Annotated in this window: 19 protein-coding genes; 4 read left to right on the top strand and 15 right to left on the bottom strand. The window is 43.8% G+C overall.

Annotation, left to right across the window (positions count from 1 at the left end; genetic code table 11):
- Positions 1-8: 8 nt before the first annotated feature.
- The 4 genes from LF817_RS09640 to LF817_RS09625 all read right to left on the bottom strand — a co-directional run bounded on the left by LF817_RS09640 (position 9) and on the right by LF817_RS09625 (position 3,950).
- Complete coding sequence (locus tag LF817_RS09640; protein WP_253935596.1) at positions 9-296, bottom strand: VanZ family protein; 288 nt, start codon at positions 294-296, stop codon at positions 9-11.
- A 261-nt stretch (positions 297-557) separates the two neighbouring features.
- A complete protein-coding gene (locus LF817_RS09635; protein ID WP_253935595.1) occupies positions 558-1,775 on the bottom strand; it encodes a M24 family metallopeptidase in 1,218 nt (405 codons plus the stop codon).
- 83 nt (positions 1,776-1,858) lie between these two features.
- On the bottom strand, positions 1,859-2,569 hold the full coding sequence (locus LF817_RS09630; RefSeq protein ID WP_253935594.1) for a GntR family transcriptional regulator: 711 nt from the start codon (positions 2,567-2,569) through the stop codon (positions 1,859-1,861).
- A 163-nt stretch (positions 2,570-2,732) separates the two neighbouring features.
- Entirely contained in the window at positions 2,733-3,950 is a 1,218-nt protein-coding gene (locus LF817_RS09625; protein WP_253935593.1) for a C40 family peptidase, read from the bottom strand.
- 185 nt (positions 3,951-4,135) lie between these two features.
- Here LF817_RS09625 and LF817_RS09620 point away from each other — a divergent pair, with 185 nt between their 5' ends.
- Entirely contained in the window at positions 4,136-4,921 is a 786-nt protein-coding gene (locus LF817_RS09620; protein ID WP_253935592.1) for an SDR family oxidoreductase, read from the top strand.
- 378 nt (positions 4,922-5,299) lie between these two features.
- Here the strand turns inward: LF817_RS09620 and LF817_RS09615 are convergent, their stop codons facing one another.
- Positions 5,300-6,007 carry an SH3 domain-containing protein gene (locus tag LF817_RS09615; protein ID WP_253935591.1) on the bottom strand — a complete coding sequence of 236 codons (708 nt, stop codon included), beginning with the start codon at positions 6,005-6,007 and terminating at the stop codon, positions 5,300-5,302.
- 150 nt (positions 6,008-6,157) lie between these two features.
- Between LF817_RS09615 and LF817_RS09610 the strand changes: the two genes are divergently transcribed.
- The 3 genes from LF817_RS09610 (at position 6,158) to LF817_RS09600 (ending at position 7,953) form a co-directional block, all read left to right on the top strand.
- Positions 6,158-6,463, top strand: coding sequence for a DUF3892 domain-containing protein (locus LF817_RS09610; RefSeq protein WP_253935590.1), 306 nt, complete (start codon positions 6,158-6,160; stop codon positions 6,461-6,463).
- Between the two features lie 265 nt (positions 6,464-6,728).
- Complete coding sequence (locus LF817_RS09605; RefSeq protein WP_253935589.1) at positions 6,729-7,106, top strand: DUF4064 domain-containing protein; 378 nt, start codon at positions 6,729-6,731, stop codon at positions 7,104-7,106.
- Between the two features lie 463 nt (positions 7,107-7,569).
- Positions 7,570-7,953 (top strand): nuclear transport factor 2 family protein, encoded by a 384-nt coding sequence (locus LF817_RS09600; protein ID WP_253935588.1) that lies wholly within the window; start codon positions 7,570-7,572, stop codon positions 7,951-7,953.
- A gap of 200 nt (positions 7,954-8,153) precedes the next feature.
- On the opposite strand, the gene LF817_RS09595 is transcribed toward LF817_RS09600, so the two are convergent.
- The 10 genes from LF817_RS09595 to LF817_RS09550 form a co-directional block, all read right to left on the bottom strand.
- Positions 8,154-9,317 carry an amidohydrolase gene (locus LF817_RS09595; protein WP_253935587.1) on the bottom strand — a complete coding sequence of 388 codons (1,164 nt, stop codon included), beginning with the start codon at positions 9,315-9,317 and terminating at the stop codon, positions 8,154-8,156.
- Between the two features lie 4 nt (positions 9,318-9,321).
- Positions 9,322-11,451, bottom strand: coding sequence for a helix-turn-helix domain-containing protein (locus LF817_RS09590; protein ID WP_253935586.1), 2,130 nt, complete (start codon positions 11,449-11,451; stop codon positions 9,322-9,324).
- A 52-nt stretch (positions 11,452-11,503) separates the two neighbouring features.
- On the bottom strand, positions 11,504-12,169 hold the full coding sequence (locus LF817_RS09585; protein WP_253935585.1) for a DUF1028 domain-containing protein: 666 nt from the start codon (positions 12,167-12,169) through the stop codon (positions 11,504-11,506).
- 3 nt (positions 12,170-12,172) lie between these two features.
- A complete protein-coding gene (locus LF817_RS09580; RefSeq protein WP_253935584.1) occupies positions 12,173-13,135 on the bottom strand; it encodes an ABC transporter ATP-binding protein in 963 nt (320 codons plus the stop codon).
- Positions 13,086-14,114, bottom strand: a complete 1,029-nt coding sequence (locus tag LF817_RS09575) for an ABC transporter ATP-binding protein (protein WP_253935583.1) — start codon at positions 14,112-14,114, stop codon at positions 13,086-13,088. Before LF817_RS09575 ends, LF817_RS09580 begins: the two co-directional genes overlap by 50 nt.
- A gap of 16 nt (positions 14,115-14,130) precedes the next feature.
- Positions 14,131-14,970: an ABC transporter permease gene (locus tag LF817_RS09570; protein ID WP_253935582.1), complete on the bottom strand. Its 840-nt coding sequence runs from the start codon at positions 14,968-14,970 to the stop codon at positions 14,131-14,133.
- Between the two features lie 16 nt (positions 14,971-14,986).
- On the bottom strand, positions 14,987-15,928 hold the full coding sequence (locus LF817_RS09565) for an ABC transporter permease (RefSeq protein ID WP_253935581.1): 942 nt from the start codon (positions 15,926-15,928) through the stop codon (positions 14,987-14,989).
- 85 nt (positions 15,929-16,013) lie between these two features.
- On the bottom strand, positions 16,014-17,585 hold the full coding sequence (locus tag LF817_RS09560; RefSeq protein ID WP_253935580.1) for an ABC transporter substrate-binding protein: 1,572 nt from the start codon (positions 17,583-17,585) through the stop codon (positions 16,014-16,016).
- A gap of 410 nt (positions 17,586-17,995) precedes the next feature.
- The gene (locus LF817_RS09555) at positions 17,996-18,964 is read right to left on the bottom strand and encodes a hypothetical protein (RefSeq protein WP_253935579.1); all 969 of its coding nucleotides are present in this window, start codon (positions 18,962-18,964) and stop codon (positions 17,996-17,998) included.
- Between the two features lie 530 nt (positions 18,965-19,494).
- Positions 19,495-19,788 carry a hypothetical protein gene (locus LF817_RS09550; RefSeq protein ID WP_253935578.1) on the bottom strand — a complete coding sequence of 98 codons (294 nt, stop codon included), beginning with the start codon at positions 19,786-19,788 and terminating at the stop codon, positions 19,495-19,497.
- Positions 19,789-19,801: the final 13 nt, after the last annotated feature.

The following is a 19,801-nucleotide window of genomic DNA, read 5'->3' as shown; positions in this document are numbered from 1 at the left end:
TATGAATATTACTTATATTTAACAGAGACTTTATTAAAATAGAGAAAATGAACGACTCCTAGCGCTGCAAGAATGCCCGTCCCATTTTTAACTAGATCGATGACCGTAAACGACCTTCCCGGAACATAAAATTGATGAATCTCATCACCTACTCCGTAAAGCATCGCCGCTCCAGCCGCTATATAGCTCGTCACCACAGACAATCTATGATTTGCTGCTAGAGCACCAATAATCAGCACATACAATATCGCAAATTCAACGAAATGCAATAGTTCAAATAAAGCACCTGCTGTCATGGAAATATCCCCAGGAAACTTTTAATTTCTTCAATAGGATAGCTGGATTGAATCCATATAAGGGCCATGTAAATGATCGGCAGGGCGGTTAGTACGAACCTTTTCATAGACTTCCTCTCCTTTTATAATTCATAGACTATTAATCATTATAGAGAGAGAAGCCGAGTTTTATACGGAAGTGTGGGAAAACAAAAAATGTGCGGCCAAGGTAGTTCCTCAACTGCACATTTATAAAAACAGACCCTATCCTTCAATTGATGATCACTTGCCAAGAAGCTTAGATTCAAAAGGGAAGTCAGAAAAGTTCTCTACTCCGTTTTCTGTAACGAGCAGCTGCTCTTCAAGCTTGACCCCTTCCTTTCCTCCCGGCGATCCAATGTAGCTTTCTACGGATAAAACCATATTCTCTCTTATGACTCCATCGTACCCTTTTTCTTCAAAATCCTGAGGATAAACAATATAAGGGTATTCCCCGCTTAGTCCCGTGCCATGTGCCACAGTGAAATAGCGGTTCGGGAAAAATTCTTCAGGGATGCGCCAGCTTTTCTCTGCATATTCACGGAAAGTCATCCCAGGCTTCAACAGCTCGATGTTAGTCTGGATTTGTTCATAAGCTGTTTGATACAGCCGCTTCTGTTCGTCAGTTGGTTCACCTTCCCCGCAGTAAAAGGTGCGGCTGATATCCGTAAAGTACCCGAACGGACCGTTCATATCCGTATCAAATGCTACTAATTCTCCGTCGTTAATGACTTTATCACTGCACTCTTGAAACCATGGATTCGTGCGGTCACCAGAATTAAGCAGCCTCGTTTCAATATAATCGCCGCCCTGAGCAATATTCGTTTGGTGTAAATGGGACCACATCTCATTCTCTGTAATGCCAGGCTTTAGGGCCTGCTGCATCCGAATCATGCCTTCCTCTGCCGTACGCACAGAAATTTTCATCGCTTCGATTTCTTGTTTATTTTTAATGCTTCGTGCATGTTCAATCGGCTCTTGTCCATCCATAACCTCTACCCCGAGTTTTGCCAATTCTATGGCTCCAACTGATGGTATATAATCGACAGCGAGCTTATTGTTAGCACCTGCATGCTGCTTCAACAAATCCGTTATTTCTTCAGCCCACTGCTTCGCGTTATCTTGCAGGTTTCCACCTGAAGCCACGTACGATAAAGTGGTTGCCGGTCTAACTTCATCTATTGTTTCAAGTCCTTCGGATAAGTGCTCACAGTTTGGAAAATCGAATAAAGTAATCGGACCTTCCGTCGGGATGAAGACGTAACGCCCCGGATTTCTCAGCATAAACACTTGCATATTCCGACTACCAGTCGCATATCGCAAATTCACCGGATCGAAAATGACTATGCCGCCGTATCCTAACTCTTTCAGCTGTTCTCGAACTCTTCCCAAACGATATTGACGCATTCGGACTAAATCAATCTGCGTCTTGTCATGACGAATACTTTGTAATTTCCCCACATAAATCTCCTCCCTCATTGATCATCAAGAATATCAGTTACCTTACATATTACAATAAGTTATAACATATTACAACAAGACGATCATTTTCCGATCTCTACTCGGTACGAAAAGGAGGAAGGGATATATTTCGTGCGGCTGTATTCGATGGGAAGGTTGTCACCCCCCAGTGTCTTTCTCCGGATTTCAATTAGTGCCTCCCCCGGAGTGATCCCTAATAAATCCGCCTCATAAGCCGTAGCGTTAGAAGCAGTAACTTGTTCTTTAATATTAGTGTAGTGAATATTATGTCTTCCTAAAAAAGTGATGAAATCAAACGTTTCTGCTGCTTCATCTTTCAGTTTATGTGCAATGGACATCGGAAAAAATGATTGCTGACAGGCAATGGGGTTTCCTTCTGCCGTCCGCACCCTTTCAAATACGTACACCTCTTCTTCATCAGTTAGTTCCAGTTGATTTTGGGCGAAAAAATGGTCATTTAAAGCTTCCGAACGGATCACTTTGACCCCAAGATCTGCTCCTAACTCGTGATGGAACACCCCTGGGTTTTCCATTTCTTCACTCGGAGTCTGGCGGACTTTCGTGGGTGCTCCCCGTTTCGTTACAAGAACACCTTTCTGTACTAAGTCACGAATCGACTGCCTGACTGTGGTACGGCTTACGTTATACTGCTCGATCAATTGACTCTCTGATGGAATGGCCTCGCCCGGCTGCCAAACTCCGTCTTGAATGTTTTGAACCATCTTATTTCGTATTTGCACATATAAAGGTAATTTTCTTTGTTTTTCGGTCATACGATCACTCCCTTACTTGCTAAATTACCCTTTCCGTTCTATAAAAACAACTATATCAATGAACGGTGTTTAGAAAACACGAATGTTCCCCCAGCTATTTTAACTCCGAAGGGAGGAAGACAGACCTGAAAAAAACAGCCAGAATAACCTATCCTGGCTGTTTTCATCCACTTGTTATCCGCTTCGCTCCATAATATTTCGGCCCCCAGTAGTTACTAGCCTCGATATTCGTTACGGTTACCCCATCTTCTGGAGTCACGTGGACGACTTGCTCGTTCCCTGCATAAATCGCAGGATTTAAATAATCCACTTCTAAAAATACGATATCTCCCGGGATAAGATCTTCTCTGTCTACATGCTCCCCTTCTTCCCACTGTTCGTCAGCATAACGGGGAAGCTCGATTCCTTCAGCTTCTTCGAAAACGTACTCGACGAATCCTGCCGTGTCAAAACCTTCACGGGTCGTACCTCCCCTTTGGTAAGGAATTTCACCGATATACCTGGCCGCTTCTGTCACGATGGGACTGTCACTTGATATTTTTAAGTCCGAGAATCTTTTAACGCCGGTAAACTTCTCCTGCCAATAATCAGCGCTCACATACGAGGTAGTGACCTCCTGGGTCCTTGAGGCATGGATGAATTGTCCCCCTCCAATATAAATCCCATTATGAGAGATGCCTTCCCGGTAGGTATCACTGAAAAACAACACATCGCCCGGCTCTATATCCTCCAGATCCACTTCCTCCCCAGTTTCCCACTGCTGGTCCGTCGTGCGTGGTAAATAAATATCGCTCACTTCCTCAAACACATGTTGAATAAACCCAGAACAGTCAAACGCTTCAGGCGTTTCGCCGCCAAACTCATAAGGAACTCCCAAATATTCGTGAGCCCCAGCTACAATGTCGTTATCTTCAGCTATATCAGGCGGCTCGGTAATTCTACGAGCCTCTATAAAGTTATCACTCCAATAGCCGCTTTCCTCAAAGCGGGTCACTTCTACCCCGTTCGAAGCTGTAGGATGGATAAGACGATCATCCCCCATATAAATCGCTGAATGGGAGGCATCTTCACCGTCTTTACTGAAAAAAACGACGTCTCCCTCCTGTATGTCCTCACGCCTTATTTCTTCCCCCTGCTCGATTTGCTGCTCCAGGGTGCGGGGAAGCATAAACCCCTCCACCTCATTAAAGACATATTGGACAAAACCTGAGCTGTCGAAGCCCTGCTCCGGAAAGGATCCCCCTTCCTCGTAGGCAACTCCGACATGCCGTTCGGCTTCTTTGATGATCGGACCAGGTGTTGAAAAATCTACCTGCCAAATCAAAACGATCATCATTATAGTAATCGGTATAAATACGAAAGGTTTTTTGAAAATCTTCAACAAAACATATCCCCTTCAAGCGTTTGTTTCATTTTACTACTCTTATAAAATTTACCAAAGCAAAAGGTTTAGAATGGGTTAAAGAACCGCTTTCTGAACAAGCGATATAATATTGGCGTGTTTTGGAAAATATTCAGCCGGGTATCTTTTATAGACGAGTTCAAATCTGAAGGAGGAAAATTTTCATGAGTAAAACTATATTTATAACAGGTGCAGGGACGGGGCTCGGCAAAGGTACGGCGATCGGATTAGCAAAAAAAGGCCACCACGTCATCGCAGCTGTTGAAATAATTTCTCAAGTAACTAGTTTACGCGAAGCGGCATCAGATGCCGGTGTTGAATTAGAAGTCATAAAATTAGACATTACGAGCAAGCGCGACCAACAGTTGATTGAAGACTATAACTACGATATTTTTGTTGCTAATGCAGCTATCGGGGAAGGCGGCCCGATTTCAGAAATACCTGTCGACCGCGTGCGAAAGGTATATGAAACGAACGTATTCAGCACGCTTGAAAATGCACAAATTGCAGCCAAAAAATTTGTCAGTAAAAAGCAAGGCAAGATTATTTTCCTAAGTTCTGTGGTCGGGGTCGTCGGCATGCCTTATTTAGGTGCTTACTCATCATCAAAGCACGCGATTGAGGCTATAGCAAAAACGATGAAAGCCGAACTCGATGAATTCGGTGTACAAGTCGCCACGATAAACCCAGGACCATTTGAAACAGGGTTCAATGACCGTATGTTTGAAGAGAAGCACAAATGGTACGATGAAAACGAGAACTTCACGCCTAGAGAATCTATTGCAGAACAAGAAAAGATGCTCGACGACCAATACGATCCACAAGACATGATCGACAAAATGGTAGAAGTGATTGAATCGGATCACCACGCGTTCCGCACGGCGTATCCAAAAGACGTGGAAGATATGATGAAAGAAGAAGAGAAGAGTAAATGGGAAGAAAAAGTATAAATATAACCTATAACTCCAGCCATGGGCACTCAATGTCCATAGCTGGAGTTATTATTTTGCAAAAGCTATTTCAATCGCGGCTATTGATATTTCATAAAACGTTCTTCAACTATATGGCAGGATAGCGGAAGACTTGATTTTGAGACATTTGATGAGTGGATCAGGACGGCGGGGAATGACTCGCTCCCACGGAAAGCGAGTGATTTCCCTTAGCTCTAAACGCTGTCACTCATACCGGAAACAGCCCGAATATCTCGAATCTGAGTCTTCCACTAAAGGGAGCTTATATGTATATTAACAAGGAACTTAAACGGAGCTTTGGCAAAAATAAAGCACTCGAATGCATAATGGATTCAAGTGCTTCTAATAGACGCTATCCTATTTCCGGAATAAAGAGAACAGCTTCCCTAAACTCCCCTTAGACTTATTGGCTGCTTCAGCCAACTGCTGATTGAAATCATTTTGAGCGCGCCATTCTTTTCTTTGTTCTTCCCGCATATCCTGGAGCTCCTTATGCAAGGCTTCACTTTTCCGCTTTTCTTCCTTAAGCAGTTCCTCATAATGATTATTCTGTTGTTCAGTCAATTTATCTATTTTTGTATGAGTTTTCTGAGAAAAATTCCCTACCCCTGAACTGATGACATGATGATCCTGCTGGAGACGAGCCACCGTCGTTTTCAACTGCTCCATATCCTGCGTCAATTGGACATTCATTTCCCTCGATGCGGCAAGCTCGTTGGCAATCACCTTTAAGAAATCGTGCAGTTGGGCAGGATCCTGGATTGAACCTGCATATGTATCAGGAATCGTCATATCCGTCGTGTCGGACTCTTCCAGCCTTTCCTTCTGCTGTCGGGCAAGATCTCCCGCCATCTCATCCTTTGGCCTTTCCGAATCTCGAAACGCTATAAGGGCTTCGATATCGGATCGTACAAAAATACGCCGCTCGCCATCCTTAAAGAACTCATAGCCATTCCGTTCTAAAATCTGGCCATACCTTCGGACAGTAGCTGAGGCAATGTTCATTTCTTCCGCTACTTCTTTCGAAGAGAAAGCTCGTTCATTTGGTTGTATATCGTGTCGCATATCGCGCCTCCTTTTCTAAAATAATGAAGGTTTTTGTCCTAATTTGCAAGATGAAGAAGCATCGAATTCAACCACTAGGCAAATGCTGCTCTAAATAACACATAAGGAATTGGAATTATGGAAATGGAGAAGAATGTATAGTAAGGAGGAATGTTTATGTCTGACTTTGAAGAGATTTATAATGAGTATAAGCAAAAAGGCGCTCAACAGTCTGCTCCGATCCAGCAGCAGGAAGGCAAAGAAACCATTATTGCGGTTAGGAAAAATGATGATGGAGATATAATCGCGATTAAAACTGAAAGCGGGCGTGAGCTTGACTACGTCAAAGCTCTTGAAGAAGCTAAAAGGGGAAGTCTTGCCCATGTTGATGTGTTTCAGAAATATGGACGCGATATTTTACGAAGCGAGCCTGACGGTATTAAAAGCAATAACTTAGATAACCTTCCTACGTTCTAAATTTAAACCACCGAAGCTCGTTTCGGTGGTTTTTTTACTCTTTTTTTTATACGGCTATGAGATAGGTGGTTATTGATATTGAGATTGATGAATTCCTTGAAGAGGTTTCGAGACACTTAATTCGTCTCAGCATTATAGAAAATTAAATAATTTGGGAACTTTTCCAAATTAACTCCGTATATAAATTAAGAGCTTTTTTAAATGTGGCTGTATACATTGCATAGATGTGCCATATTCATAAATCACTGAATAGGGGGGGATGAATTTGAAACGAACCGGGGAAAAAATCCTATTGATTATTGCACTTTCTCTTCAGCTTATAGTTCTCGTGCTTGGGGTCCTTTTGGCCATTTTTGTTGGAGCTCAATTCCCAGAACAATTACCACAGTACAGCGAGATGTGGTTTGTATGGGTTGTATTTGCCGTGCACTTGCTTGGCTTTATTTTAGGGGTTGTGGCATTACTTATGATGCGCAGCCGTGCGAAAGCGTCAGGAATTATATTTATATGCACAGGTGTATCCATGGCATTTCTCACCCTGGGTGCAACCTTAATCCAATCTATTTTGTTTATCGTTGCCGGAATGATGTGTTTAGTTCGAAAACCGTATGAAAGCTATAAGGAAAATGAGATAGTTGATTAATTGGATCAAACTAGAACATGAGTATCGATAAGTTTCTTATTCAAGTGATTTCGAGAGACATGTATATCTTGGGCCGGAAATGAGAAGAGACTCGTTAGCTGCTAAGCCCTATGGATTGAGTACGCGGATGGAGGTAGGATGAGCTCTTGGGAATCATTCCATTCCAAAGTCAAGGGGACGTTCATTCCCTTTCGAAAAAAAGGGATGGGAAACGATGAGACTCCCACGGCAGAAGAGGCCTGGCGAGACCCCATCCAGGAAGCTTGCCAAATCCACCGCAAGAAAGCGAATTCCTCCCCTACTTTACAAGGTAGCGAACCCTATTATCTCGGAACCGAATCTTCCATATAATTTTATTACTTTTTAAAATCATAATGCGTTTGGTTCAGAGTAGTTAAACACCTTCTATTGATTAGTAATGAGTCATCTACTTAAATACCAAATATGAAAAGGAGTACTCGATGTGGAATATGATTTAAAGCAACTCATAAAAGAACGAGAGCAGACCCATTTGAACATGGACGTAAGAAAATCCAACGAAAAACTTGATGAAATTTTAGCTGACGAGTTTTGGGAAATCGGTAGCTCAGGATTTACGATCGATAAGAGAGAATGTCTTGAAAGCGGTGTTCACTTAATTGAAATGACCATGCATCATTTCGAGGCCGAGCAGTTAGCGGATGATGTGGTTTTAACTACATATTTTATAGAAACGAAACATCGAAATACGCTTCGCAGTTCGATTTGGAAACGGAATGATGAGAAATGGCAATTATCTTTCCACCAAGGAACGATTACTTCACTCCAGCCCCACGAGGGCATATCCAGATCACGGGATATCAGATGAAAATTCATCAAGTGAAGGTCCTGATTTCCCTCGTTCTATTTTTTCATACTTCCCTTCCACCTGGCACAAGGAGAGAGCCTCGAACATCAATAAAGAATGACGGTGGAATCCCCCTTTCTTTTTTAAGGAGGTTTCTTACCGAATTCTCATTTAAACTATGTCCAATTTATGCAGCCAGCTGTTAAAGTAAAGTACGCTTTTTACAGCGAGAAGCTGTCTTCCGGTAATTCATATACGATCTCACCATCGACAAACGTCATCACAACCCGGCCGTTCTTATCGATCGGATGTTTATCCCACAGCGTCAGATCTGCATCTTTTCCCAATTCGATACTGCCTGTCCTCTCTCTGATACCGAGCACTTCAGCTGCTCGGATGGTTACGCTTGCGAGCGCAGTCTCTGTTTTTAAACCGGCTTTTGCGGCGAGCTGGGCTGAGGTTTGCAGCTGACCGATCGGAATGACAGGATGATCGGTGATTATGGAAAAAGGGATGCCATGATGATCGAAAGCGGCATATGTTTCCCAGGAAATATTCCCAAGCTCTACTTTCTTTCGACTGGACAATGTTGGACCAACGGAAAATTTGTAGCGGTTTTTATATTTTTCTAAGTGTTTAAGAATTCGATGGCCTTCGGTGACGTGCTCAATATGCATATCAATCCCGAATTCATTGGCGATGCGAATAGCGGTCATAATGTCGTCAGCTCTGTGAGCATGGACACATAGCGGCAGCTTTCCTTGCAGAACTTTCCCTACCGCTTCTAGTCTTAAATCCCTCGCCTGGCTGGATGTTAAGTAATTCTCAGCCTCAACAAAATGTTCACGAATCATAGCAGCAATACCCATGCGCGTCACCGGCGTACGCCCTTGTTTGCCGTGATAGTTCTTCGGGTTCTCACCGAGCGCCATTTTCAGACCTGCTTCTTCTTTCATGACCATCTCTTCTACAACAGAGCCAGGTTTCACTTTTAATATCGTCGTCAAGCCACCGATGACGTTGGCGCTCCCCGGAAGTACTTGCACGGAAGTAATACCGGCTTGCACCGCATCCTCGAAGCCTCTGTCAAAAGGGTTGATCCCATCAATCGCACGCAAATGAGGCGTTGCTGCTTCCGTCGTCTCGTTGAAATCAGCCCCCTCAAAGCCATAGCCTTCTTCGTCGATGCCGAGATGGGTATGGGTATCGATCCAGCCGGGCGTCAGTATCTTCCCTTCTCCGTTGATCACCTTTTTGCAGTCTGAGACATCCGCTTCTTTACCTTCCACTATTCTTTCAATTTTTCCGTCTTTAATAAAAAGGGTCGCGAAATCGACGGCAGGACGGGTGACGGGCAGGATGGTGACATTCTGTATCGCGATCATTGTCTCACTCCCTTTCTTTTTCGTTTACGTAGTCGTATACCTGACAGGCGAGCTGTACGTTGAGCCAGTCGTCGGAATGTTCAAAATCAAGATCGAGGATCTCCTGCATCCGCTTGATTCTGTAATAAAGCGTGTTAGCGTGGATGTTAAGAGCCTCTGTCACTTTCCGTAAATTTTTATCATATGTAATATAAGCCATCAACGTGTCAATGAAGTCTGTATTTTTCTGGCGGTCGTAATTGATTAAGGGACCAAGGATGTCGGCAACATAAAGAAACAATTCCTCTTCACTATTTTGGAAGAAAAATCGGTAAATGCCTGATTCAGCATAGCTGATCACTTTTTTATCTTGCTGTGTTTCTAAAAGGTGAATACATTTCTCCGCTTCTCTGTAGGAATGGTTCAAATGGGACAAATATTTGTGTACACGACCGATACCTATTTTGATCGGTGCTGATGTTTTTTCCAAATGGTGGACGAATGGCTTGACCTTCTCACGGGCGGCTACCTTCCCCTCATCCTCCGGCAAACTGATCATAGCAAATATATAGGAACTGTTCATTGATACGATCCCTTTAATATGATGCTTCGATAAGGCATGCTCCAGAACTTCGATAATTTCATCCTTCTGTCTTCTGATGTTTTGGGTCATCTTATTTTTCTCTGCAAAAGCCGGGTCGACTTTACACAGTACCATCACATAATAATCCGGAGGGCTGAAACCGAGATTCATTGCCTGTGTTTCTAATTCAGGTGTCATTTCACCCGTCAGTAAACCCTCAACGAATTCGCCTTTTGCCTGCTTCTCCGCTTCATGAATCGCGTCCTGTTTCGTTAATTCAAGAGACAGCACGGTAGCTCCATATTCAAACAAGATAATATCATTTTCAAAAAAATCGACCGAGTCGATCCACACACAAAGGAACCCCCAGGTGGATTCTACGCCGATGACCGGGAGAATGACGAGCCGTTCCTGGCCTTCCATCGTGATTTGCTGCCACTTGTTCGTGGATATGACTTTTTTCACTCGTTCATGACTAAGAAACCTTTCCGGAAGCTGTTTGTTTTTTCCTTGATCATCAATATAAAAAGGTTTAAGCAGCGAGTCATAAATGGCAAAAGGATGATTTACCATAGCTTTTAGCGTACGGACAATCGCGTCTGCCCCTTCCCCGCGGGCTGCGATATTTGTCAGCTGATTGTGAAAATCGGTCGTTCGCTGTAAGGTGACATGCTCGCTTCGCAGCGCCTGGTGCGTCTTCTCAAGCTCTTTCTTTTGCCTGCGTTCCTGCTTGTATAATTCAGCGTGGGTAATGACGATCGCAACGTGGTCAGCCAGTGATTCAAGCAGGTTCAAATCTTCCTCGGTAAAAAAACTGCCGCCTTTAAAACTGTTGATCGTTAAAACACCGACGATTTCGTCTTGAAAACGGAGCGGAACAGAAATCATACTATCCGGAAAATCCTTGTACATCGTTGAATCAATGTAATACCGGAAATTCGCTTCAGACATATTCTCCATATTAGCGGCAATTTCTTTTTCACCGTGGATCATGATCGATTTACCTTGTTGGAAAACTCTGCCACTGATACCTTCACCGACTTTTAAACGCGTTTTTTTATAGCTTTGTTCGCGGAAACCAACAGCCGATTTGACTAGAAGGCGGTCGAGTTTTTCATCGAGCAGAAACAGAAAACCGGTATCTGCTGCTGATATCGCGTCTACGACAGATTGGATGATCAATTCCAGTATATTGTCCTCGTACATGCGTGAAGCGAGGGTTCGAGCTACATTCATTAACAGATCGAGGGAGTTCTGCTTTTCTTGATCCTGCGTGTAGTGAATAAGAAGTTTCAGCCAAGGCTCGTAGCTTTTGAAATAATCATAAGCCTCGTGCAGATCGTAAGGCTCTTTTCCAGACAAAACGACGATAATGTCATCAAATTGAAAGCCGTGCATCGTCTCTGATAAACGTATAATCGATTGATCGCTCTCTAAAGCCATATCGATCCAGCTCGTCACATTGATGAAATTTTCTCTTCCTGATACAGCATTTCGCGCCTGTTTATCGATCAAGTAAATATTTTCTTGGTGGAATCGCTCTTTCAAGTGGTTCAACAACTCGGTTTTCATCGTCTCACCTCATCATCTACTATAAGTGAGATCCAAGGAAATTGGTATCCCCTTAAAATGTCGTGCCCTGCTTTACTGCATCGATCCATTCGTAGTATCGTTCGATCAGAACTGATTTATTCTTTTCATAAATTCGCCGCAGCTCAGTGACTGGCTCCTTATGATCATCAACACGGAAATCGACGAATGGATACTGATCGACAGCGACGACTTTGATCGCTGAAGACTGCTTTCCTCTAATATCTCCTCCGGCCGCATCTGCCGCTTCCAAGGCGAGCAGCAAGCGATCCGCCAGGGGACCGCGGGAGTTTTCAAAAGCTTCCGCCATGTCATCGATTACTTCTGGTCCAGTCAGTAAGTTGCCCTGGATCGCCCAGTTATTTCCGATCCGATGGCCTTTGTAATCATCGTTTTCAAGGCCGGTATAAACAGCGCAATTGCCATAGCAGTCCATAACGGAGACTTGGCGCAGCTCTTTGCCTGGATCGTTCAGCAGCAGATGATTCAGCGTTTCATTAGCTGTACGTCCTTTTTTCAGATGAAGAATTCCTTCTTGTCCTAGCGGCGGATTGACCCATCCTTGTGTAATAACGGCGCCGACGTTCGGTTCGATATGAGGCGAATGGGCCCCGACACCTGGAAAGCAGGTAGCTACCGCGCCTCCAAAGTTGCCTGTTTCGGGGCAGCGGGCAATGATAGAAAATGTATTCAGCTTCATTATTCACACCTCATGACAGGCCACGTAATGGCCGTTTTTTATTTCTCTGAACTCAGGCACTTCTTGTTTACACCGCTCCGTCGCAATCGGACATCTCGTATGGAAGCGGCACCCGCTTGGAGGATTGTCCGGACTCGGGACTTCTCCCGTCAGTGTGATTTTTTCCTTTTTGGCGTGGATATCCGGCACCGGAATGGCAGAGAGCAGAGCCTGTGTATAAGGATGCAGCGGATGTTCATACAGCTCGTCACTTTCCGCAAGCTCCATCATCTGTCCCAGATACATAACGCCGACGCGATCACTGATATACTGTACTACACTTAAATCATGAGCAATGAACAAGTAAGTGAACCCGTATTCTTTTTGTAAATCCATCAGTAAATTAATAATTTGAGCCTGGATTGATACATCTAGCGCAGCTACCGGCTCATCGGCAATAATCAGCTTCGGTTTTAATGCCAGCGCCCGGGCAATACCGATACGCTGACGCTGTCCGCCGGAAAATTCGTGAGGAAACCTTCCTTTGTAGCTTTCCGGGATGCCGACATCTTGAAGCAGCTGACTCACTCGCTCTTTGCGTTCCTTTTTTTCCATACCGATGGTGAGCAAGGGTTCTTCTATGATTTCTTCCACCTTCATACGTGGATTCAAAGAAGCGAAAGGATCCTGAAAAATCATTTGGAAATCCCGACGCCGCTTCTTCAGCTCGGATCGGCTCCATTCCATAATATTTTCACCTTCAAAATGTACGGTCCCTTCTGTAGCGTCCAGCAAACGCATGAGCAGTCGTCCCGTCGTCGACTTCCCACAGCCGGACTCCCCGACAATGCCGAGCGTTTCTCCTCGTTTAACAGTGAGACTGACATCATCGACCGCTTTTACGATACTTTTTTTACGTAAAAATCCATTCGAAACTTCAAAATACTTTTTCAGTCCCTCGACCTTCAGTATTTCCTCTGTCGCCATCGTTGTTCCCCTCCTCTTCCAGCCAGCAAGCCACGGTATGACCCTTCGATTCGGCTTCTAAAAGATCCGGCTCTTTTTCGATACATTGATCCATGACGAACGGACAACGTTCCGCAAACCGGCAGCCATTAGGCAGATCATGCAAGTTCGGAGGCTGCCCTTCAATCGGCTTCAGTCGTTCCCGGCTTCCAGGACGCGGCACGGAATTGAGCAGCCCTTGCGTGTAAGGATGCTTCGGACGGTCAAATATATCTTCGATTGTCCCCTGTTCTACTATTTTACCGGCATACATGACAGCCACGCGGTCACACAGCTCGGCGACTACACCTAAATCATGGGTGACCATAATAATAGCCGTACCGGTTTCATCGCGGAGGTCCCTTATAATATCTAACACCTGGGCCTGAATCGTCACATCGAGTGCCGTCGTTGGTTCATCAGCAATAATGAGATCCGGATCACAAGCGAGAGACATGGCGATGACGCCGCGCTGCCGCATGCCACCGCTGAACTGGTGCGGGTATTGCTCCGCCCGTTTCGCAGGTGAAGGGATGCCGACCTTTGTCAGCATTTCAACTGCCCGGTTCCAGGCCGACTTTTTCCCTTTTTTCTCATGAATCATCGGCATTTCAGCAATTTGAGTACCAACTGTATAAGCAGGATTCAACGAAGTCATGGGATCCTGAAAAATCATCGACAAATCTTTTCCACGTACCTTCTGCATGTCCAGCCTTGACTTTTTCATTAGATCCTCGCCGTGATAAAGCACTTCCCCTGTGACTTCTTCACTTTTTTTATCTCCAACGAGACGCATGATCGACTGCGAAGTCACGCTTTTCCCGCATCCAGACTCTCCGACAATCGCCAGAATTTCGCCTTTTTTCACTTTAAAACTAACTCCATCAACCGCTTTGACGATCCCTTTTTTTGTATGAAAATGGGTCTTCAAATCTTTGACTTCCATAATGTAATCAGACATCGAATCTCTCCTTTACTTACGATGATTCATTTTTCAGGCGAGGGTCGAGCGCATCACGTAATCCATCCCCCATGACGTTGAAGCTGAAGACCGCAAGCGTTATAGCGATACCTGGGAAAACCGCAATCCACCAGGCCGATTCCATCCAGCTCTTCCCTTCACTGAGCATGATCCCCCAGGATGGCGTATCCGGAGAAACGCCAAGGCCGAGAAAGCTTAATGCCGCCTCTGCTAAAATAGCGAAAGCAAAAGATAAGGTCACCTGGACGATCAAAGGAGCCATACTGTTTGGCAGAATATGCTTCCACATAATCTTCAAGTTACTGACCCCCATGGAACGGGCCGCTTCAATAAAGAGAGAATTTTTGATCGACAAAACCGACCCCCGGGCAATCCGGGCAAAAATCGGAGTATAAACGATACCGACAGCAATCATCAGATTCGTCAGGCTTGGTCCGAGAATCGCCATGATAACAAGCGCCAGTAAAATATCAGGAAATGAAAACATAACGTCTGTCAAACGTGACAGGGCGGCATCCACCCATTTTCCATAATAGGCAGCAACTACACCGATCAGAGTCCCCAATACGAAGGAAAGTCCGACAGAGATGATCCCCACCTGAAGCGAAATCCTCGACCCATAAATGATTCTGCTTAAAATATCTCGTCCGAATTGATCTGTCCCTAAAAAGTGCGCTAAGCTCGGTTCGGCAAACCTCGCGTCGGGAGCCATCTCATATGGATCATAGGGTGCGATCCACGGAGCGGTAATGGCAAGTATGATCAAGATAATAGTCATAAACAGACCGGACATAGCGATTTTGTTTTTCTTCAATTGATACCAAAGGTCTGACACCTGTGACCCCTCCTTTCTAGTAACGAATTTGCGGGTTCAAAAATCCATAGATGACGTCGACGATCAAATTAACGATGACAAACGCACTTGCAATGAACAAAATCGTCCCTTGAAGCAGTGCATAATCACGGTTTGTAATTGCCTGAAGAGCCAGCTGACCGACCCCCGGAAGTCCGAAGATCTGCTCAATGACTACAGAGCCTCCAAGCAAGTATCCTGCCTGGATTCCAATGACAGTTACGACCGGTATGAGGGCGTTCTTTAAAGCATGGCGCCAAATCAGCCGCTCATTAGAAACCCCTTTGGCACGAGCCATCTTAATATATTCCTGGTTCGTCACCTCAAGCATTGATGAACGGGTCATCCGCATCGCTACTGCACCTACAGCCGTGCCAAGAGCGATTGCCGGCAAAAGCATGCTCCGCAAGTTGCCGATGATGCTTTCACTCAGGCCGACAAATCCGCCCGAAGGAAACCATCCAGCATATAAAGATAAAAAGAGAATCATCAAAGTTCCTAACCAAAAGTTCGGAACGGAAATACCTAACAGCCCGAACATACTTGCCCCGTAGTCGAATTTACTGTTTCTGCGCAGGGCAGCGATCGTCCCCAGAGGAATCGCAATGATGATGGCAATCAGTACACTCAAAACCGCCAGCTCAATTGTGATCGGCAGGCGAGCTAAAATCGCATCTAGCACCGGTGTGTTCGTAAACTGGGAGTACCCGAAATCTCCTTGCAGCACATTACCTAACCACAAGAAATACTGCTGAATAAGCGGCTCATCCAGTCCATATTTGGACCGCAGCGCCTCCGCTTGATCGGGAGTATAACTGTTTCCAAGCATGGCCGTGACCGTATCCCCGGGAACAAGCCTCACCATAAAGAAAGCGACAACTGAAATACCTAATAATACGGGAATGGATATGAGCAGGCGTCTAATAACATATTGAATCAACGTTTTCTCCCTCCCTTGCAGCTAAAAAGATGAAGGAAAAAGCGACCTGACTGAAAGCAAAGGCCGCTTCATTCCCCTCCAATATTTATTCTTCGATTTTTGTATCTTCCAGAGATTTTGTAGTAACGGTCGGATTCACATCAAAATCTTGAACGTTATCTCGCATTGCTGTAATTTGAGGGTTCACGTAAAGGAAAGCCATTGGCGCATCCTCGGCGATCAACCGCTGAGCTTCATCATATAGTTCTTTTCTCTGTTCCTGATCCTGTTCGGAACGCCCCTGTTCAAGCAGTTCATCCACCTCGCTATTAGAGTAGTTCTGCTGGTTGTACATTCCGTCTGTGTGGAAAATGTTGTACAGGAATTCGTCGGGATCAACAAAACCAACCCAGCCGACTACTGTCATTTCAAAATCACCTGAACCAAGTGCGTCAAAGAATACACTATCTTCCTGCGATAACACTTCGACATTGATATCCACTTCACTTAGCTGCTGTTTAATCACTTGCGCAGCATCAATTTGGAACTGGTTCGTCCCTACGATCAATTCGATATCAAGTCCATCTCCATAACCGGCTTCTTCCAGTAATTCACGAGCTTGATCAAGGTCGGGTTCAGGATAAATTTCTTCATCTAAATGAGCCCAATGGTTCGGTGGCACCGGTCCGCTTAGGAGCGGAGTAGCTTCTCCGAATTTAACGGAATCATTAATCGCACTTCGATCAATCGCCCAGGCAACCGCTTGACGAACCTCCTGCTCAGCCAACGGTCCATCTTCTGTGTTCATACCAAGGTATTCCCAGTACGAGCCGTCGATCATTTCAACATCTACGCCCTCTGCGTCTTCCAACATGCTGATATCTTTTGGCTCAGCCTGCATAAGAATGTCGACTTCCCCGTTACGAATGGCAGTTGTACGTGACGTTTCATCAGGAATAGAGCGCCATACCACTTCATCGAGATACGGTTTTCCTTCTTTGAAATAATCATCGAACTTTGTAAGTACCATTTCCTGGTCCATTGACCAATTCTCAAGCTGGAAGGCTCCACTACCTGCATCAGCATTAGATAAGTCCCCATCATTTTCTTCGACAATCGTTTCGTTCACGATCGCATTCATCGGATAAGCAAGAAATGTCAATAGAGGAGCTACCGGTTCATTCAACGTCATTACCACTTCCGTGTCCGACGGCGTCTCAATACTCTCAAGAGCATCAAATTGAGCACTTCTTACTTCGTTTTCAATAATGCGTTCAATAGAATACTTTACGTCCTCTGATGTCAAATCATCTCCGTTATGAAACTTTACTCCTTCATGTAGAGTTAGTGTGTACGTCAGCCCATCGTCAGAAATCTCGTGCTCATCGACAAGTTCCCCTTCAACTTCACCATAAGAACCTTCCGTATAACGGAACAGCGTATTATACATATTCTCAATGTATCGCATCGATGCCGCATCCGTTACGACGTGCGGATCCAGGCTTTGAGCGTCCGACAAGTCGGTAATGGTCAATGTACCTCCGCCATCTTCTGAAGATGCTGCTTCCTCACCGCCATCATTACCACCGGATTCTTCCGTTGTTTCTGTTGGATCTGTACAACCCGCCAGGATCAACACAAAAAGAACGAGTAACCAACCCCAATAAGATTTCTTCATCATCTTCCTCCCCATTCATAGTTTTCTGTAAATTCAAATAATACTGTAAACTCATTGTACAAGATGTCGAATTATGAAATATATGTGGGGGATACCAAATATAAAAGTTTTCCTTTGGAGGTTTTTACTAAGGAGGTGGGAAATATAGAGGAGGGTGGTTGCTTAATACTTGTGAAAGATTATTAATAGCACCTAGATGAAAGGGAGTAATCAAAAGATTAGTCCTTAATTTGACTCTTGCCAATCTGGATGTTGACTTGTTATAGAAGTAAAAAATGTATGAAAAAGGACTCTACTTGTTTCTCTCTATCTGATGTAAAATTTCTAGAATTATGTAACGGAAAAGTTAATACAAAAAAACACTCTCCGATAATCGGAGAGTGTCGATAAGATGAAAAAATAGAAGATGATTAAGCACCTGCTTTAGTTACTTGCTGCCATTCGCCATTTTCATCCTGCCATTTGATAATCATCGTTCCACCCGTTTCTGTCATATAGAAAGTTTGATTAGGGTTTGCTACAACTTCCCCTTCTTCTGACCCTTTCTCGTACTCAACATAGACTTTGAAATCATTTGTATTGTTAATTCTCCACACGCGATCGCCATCTTTAATATCAAGTTCTGGGTGATTATCTTTAAATGACTGAGTATTTCCATCCTGAATATAAGTTAAGTTTAGTCTTTCTACAACTAAGTCAGCATCGTTGACTTCTCCATCAACAGTATCAGCTAATGCATCGATTTCTTCTTGAGTCATTGGTTCTAAATCACCAGTAGCTTCCTCAACTTCACCTGAAACACCTTCTAGTTCAGCAACTTTAGCGTTTGCTTCTTCTAACTCTTCATTTGCACGCTCTGCTTCTTGCGCGTTGGCTTCATTTGTCTGCACTAACTCATTGTAGTCTGCTTGTAAATCATCATATTCTTCTTGTAATGCGTCCAGATTTCCAGTAACTTCTTCAAGCTCTGCAGTCTTTTTATCTAGAAGTTCTTGCTTTTCCTTAATAATTTGATTAGCTTCACTCAAATCACCTTCAAGACCTTCGATTTCAGCTTGCAAAGAGGAAATCTCTTCATTCAAATCATCGATATCAGCTACCAACTTACTCTTCTCAGCCTTAAGGTTGTTAATCTCCTTTTTAGCTTCCGTAAGTTTGTCGTTAGCATCATTAATCTTTGATTCCGCATCCGCTTTTACAAATCCTAATTTTTCAAATAAAGCGTTCTCATTCATTTCATATTGAGTTATTTTGTTTTTTAATTCTCCCAATTGGTCTTTTACATTATCCACAGTCTCTCCGCCAGTAAACATAACGCCACCTGCTACTACTGTTGTTGCTAAAGCCCCTACCATTAGTTTCGTTGAAATAATACCCATTTTTTCATCCTCCTATTATTGTGTATAAAATTAGTAATGACTACCTTCTTGATCAACTTGAACTACCTACGAGTTTCTTTGAAAAGGTTAAAGGCATGATAGACGGTAACAGGGCTTACAAGGCCAACTGGATTGTGTGCGTAACTCATAATAAGGACATGCTATGATATTGTTGTCACTCAGCTCGCTATCGCTTCACTTTCCTTGACTATGTATGCTACTTTTTCTCTATCACTTCAGTGTAAACACCACCTTGCAGGAAATTCGTTCTACAACAAGAACAATTATATTCCTAATAACGAACGACAGTAAACCTTTAAATAAGCTCAAAATAACTAGTTTTGAACCCTGACGAATATAAATTCTTTATTAAGAACTAGATACCTTTAATTTCCTATTATTTATTGCTGTATTTTCCAATTGTGACCTGCAAGAAAATAGTGTAATATTATTGTTTTTAATTCGAGGCAATAATTTGACCTAGTACAAAATCCATACAAAAAAGAGCCCTGAAAAAGGACTCTTCAATATCATGCTTTATTAAGTTCACCCATCGATTTCATTAATATCGTCCCGTCACGGGAGATTCTATCAGCAGCAAGAGTGCCCTGGTAAGAATTGTCTTCAATATCGAATAATTGCAGTCGGTGATTTTCCTTTGAATTTTCTGCCTCTGTGAATACTTCTCTATTTTTGACTTTAGATAGACTGACCGTCCAATTATCGGTCGGGCCTTTATCATCGATAAGCAGTACCCCCTTAGAGAAATTAACTTCTTCGTTACTTTCCAGATGAAACACTTTTTTCAGTTTGATGGATTTCATGAGTGTTACTCCC

The organism is Halobacillus sp. A1 (assembly GCF_024189295.1).
GTDB lineage: Bacteria > Bacillota > Bacilli > Bacillales > Halobacillaceae > Halobacillus_A.
The sequence above is the reverse complement of the archived record's forward strand: the minus strand, read 5'-3'. Positions and strand labels throughout refer to the sequence as shown.

Coding starts and splice junctions, on each gene's coding strand:
- LF817_RS09615 (WP_253935591.1), bottom strand. CDS start 6,007: ATGCGACACGATATACAACCAAATGAACGAGCTTTCTCTTCGAAAGAA.
- LF817_RS09580 (WP_253935584.1), bottom strand. CDS start 13,135: ATGGCGACAGAGGAAATACTGAAGGTCGAGGGACTGAAAAAGTATTTT.
- LF817_RS09590 (WP_253935586.1), bottom strand. CDS start 11,451: ATGAAAACCGAGTTGTTGAACCACTTGAAAGAGCGATTCCACCAAGAA.
- LF817_RS09585 (WP_253935585.1), bottom strand. CDS start 12,169: ATGAAGCTGAATACATTTTCTATCATTGCCCGCTGCCCCGAAACAGGC.
- LF817_RS09560 (WP_253935580.1), bottom strand. CDS start 17,585: ATGAAGAAATCTTATTGGGGTTGGTTACTCGTTCTTTTTGTGTTGATC.
- LF817_RS09550 (WP_253935578.1), bottom strand. CDS start 19,788: ATGAAATCCATCAAACTGAAAAAAGTGTTTCATCTGGAAAGTAACGAA.
- LF817_RS09555 (WP_253935579.1), bottom strand. CDS start 18,964: ATGGGTATTATTTCAACGAAACTAATGGTAGGGGCTTTAGCAACAACA.
- LF817_RS09620 (WP_253935592.1), top strand. CDS start 4,136: ATGAGTAAAACTATATTTATAACAGGTGCAGGGACGGGGCTCGGCAAA.
- LF817_RS09630 (WP_253935594.1), bottom strand. CDS start 2,569: ATGACCGAAAAACAAAGAAAATTACCTTTATATGTGCAAATACGAAAT.
- LF817_RS09595 (WP_253935587.1), bottom strand. CDS start 9,317: ATGATCGCGATACAGAATGTCACCATCCTGCCCGTCACCCGTCCTGCC.
- LF817_RS09640 (WP_253935596.1), bottom strand. CDS start 296: ATGACAGCAGGTGCTTTATTTGAACTATTGCATTTCGTTGAATTTGCG.
- LF817_RS09610 (WP_253935590.1), top strand. CDS start 6,158: ATGTTTATGTCTGACTTTGAAGAGATTTATAATGAGTATAAGCAAAAA.
- LF817_RS09575 (WP_253935583.1), bottom strand. CDS start 14,114: ATGTCTGATTACATTATGGAAGTCAAAGATTTGAAGACCCATTTTCAT.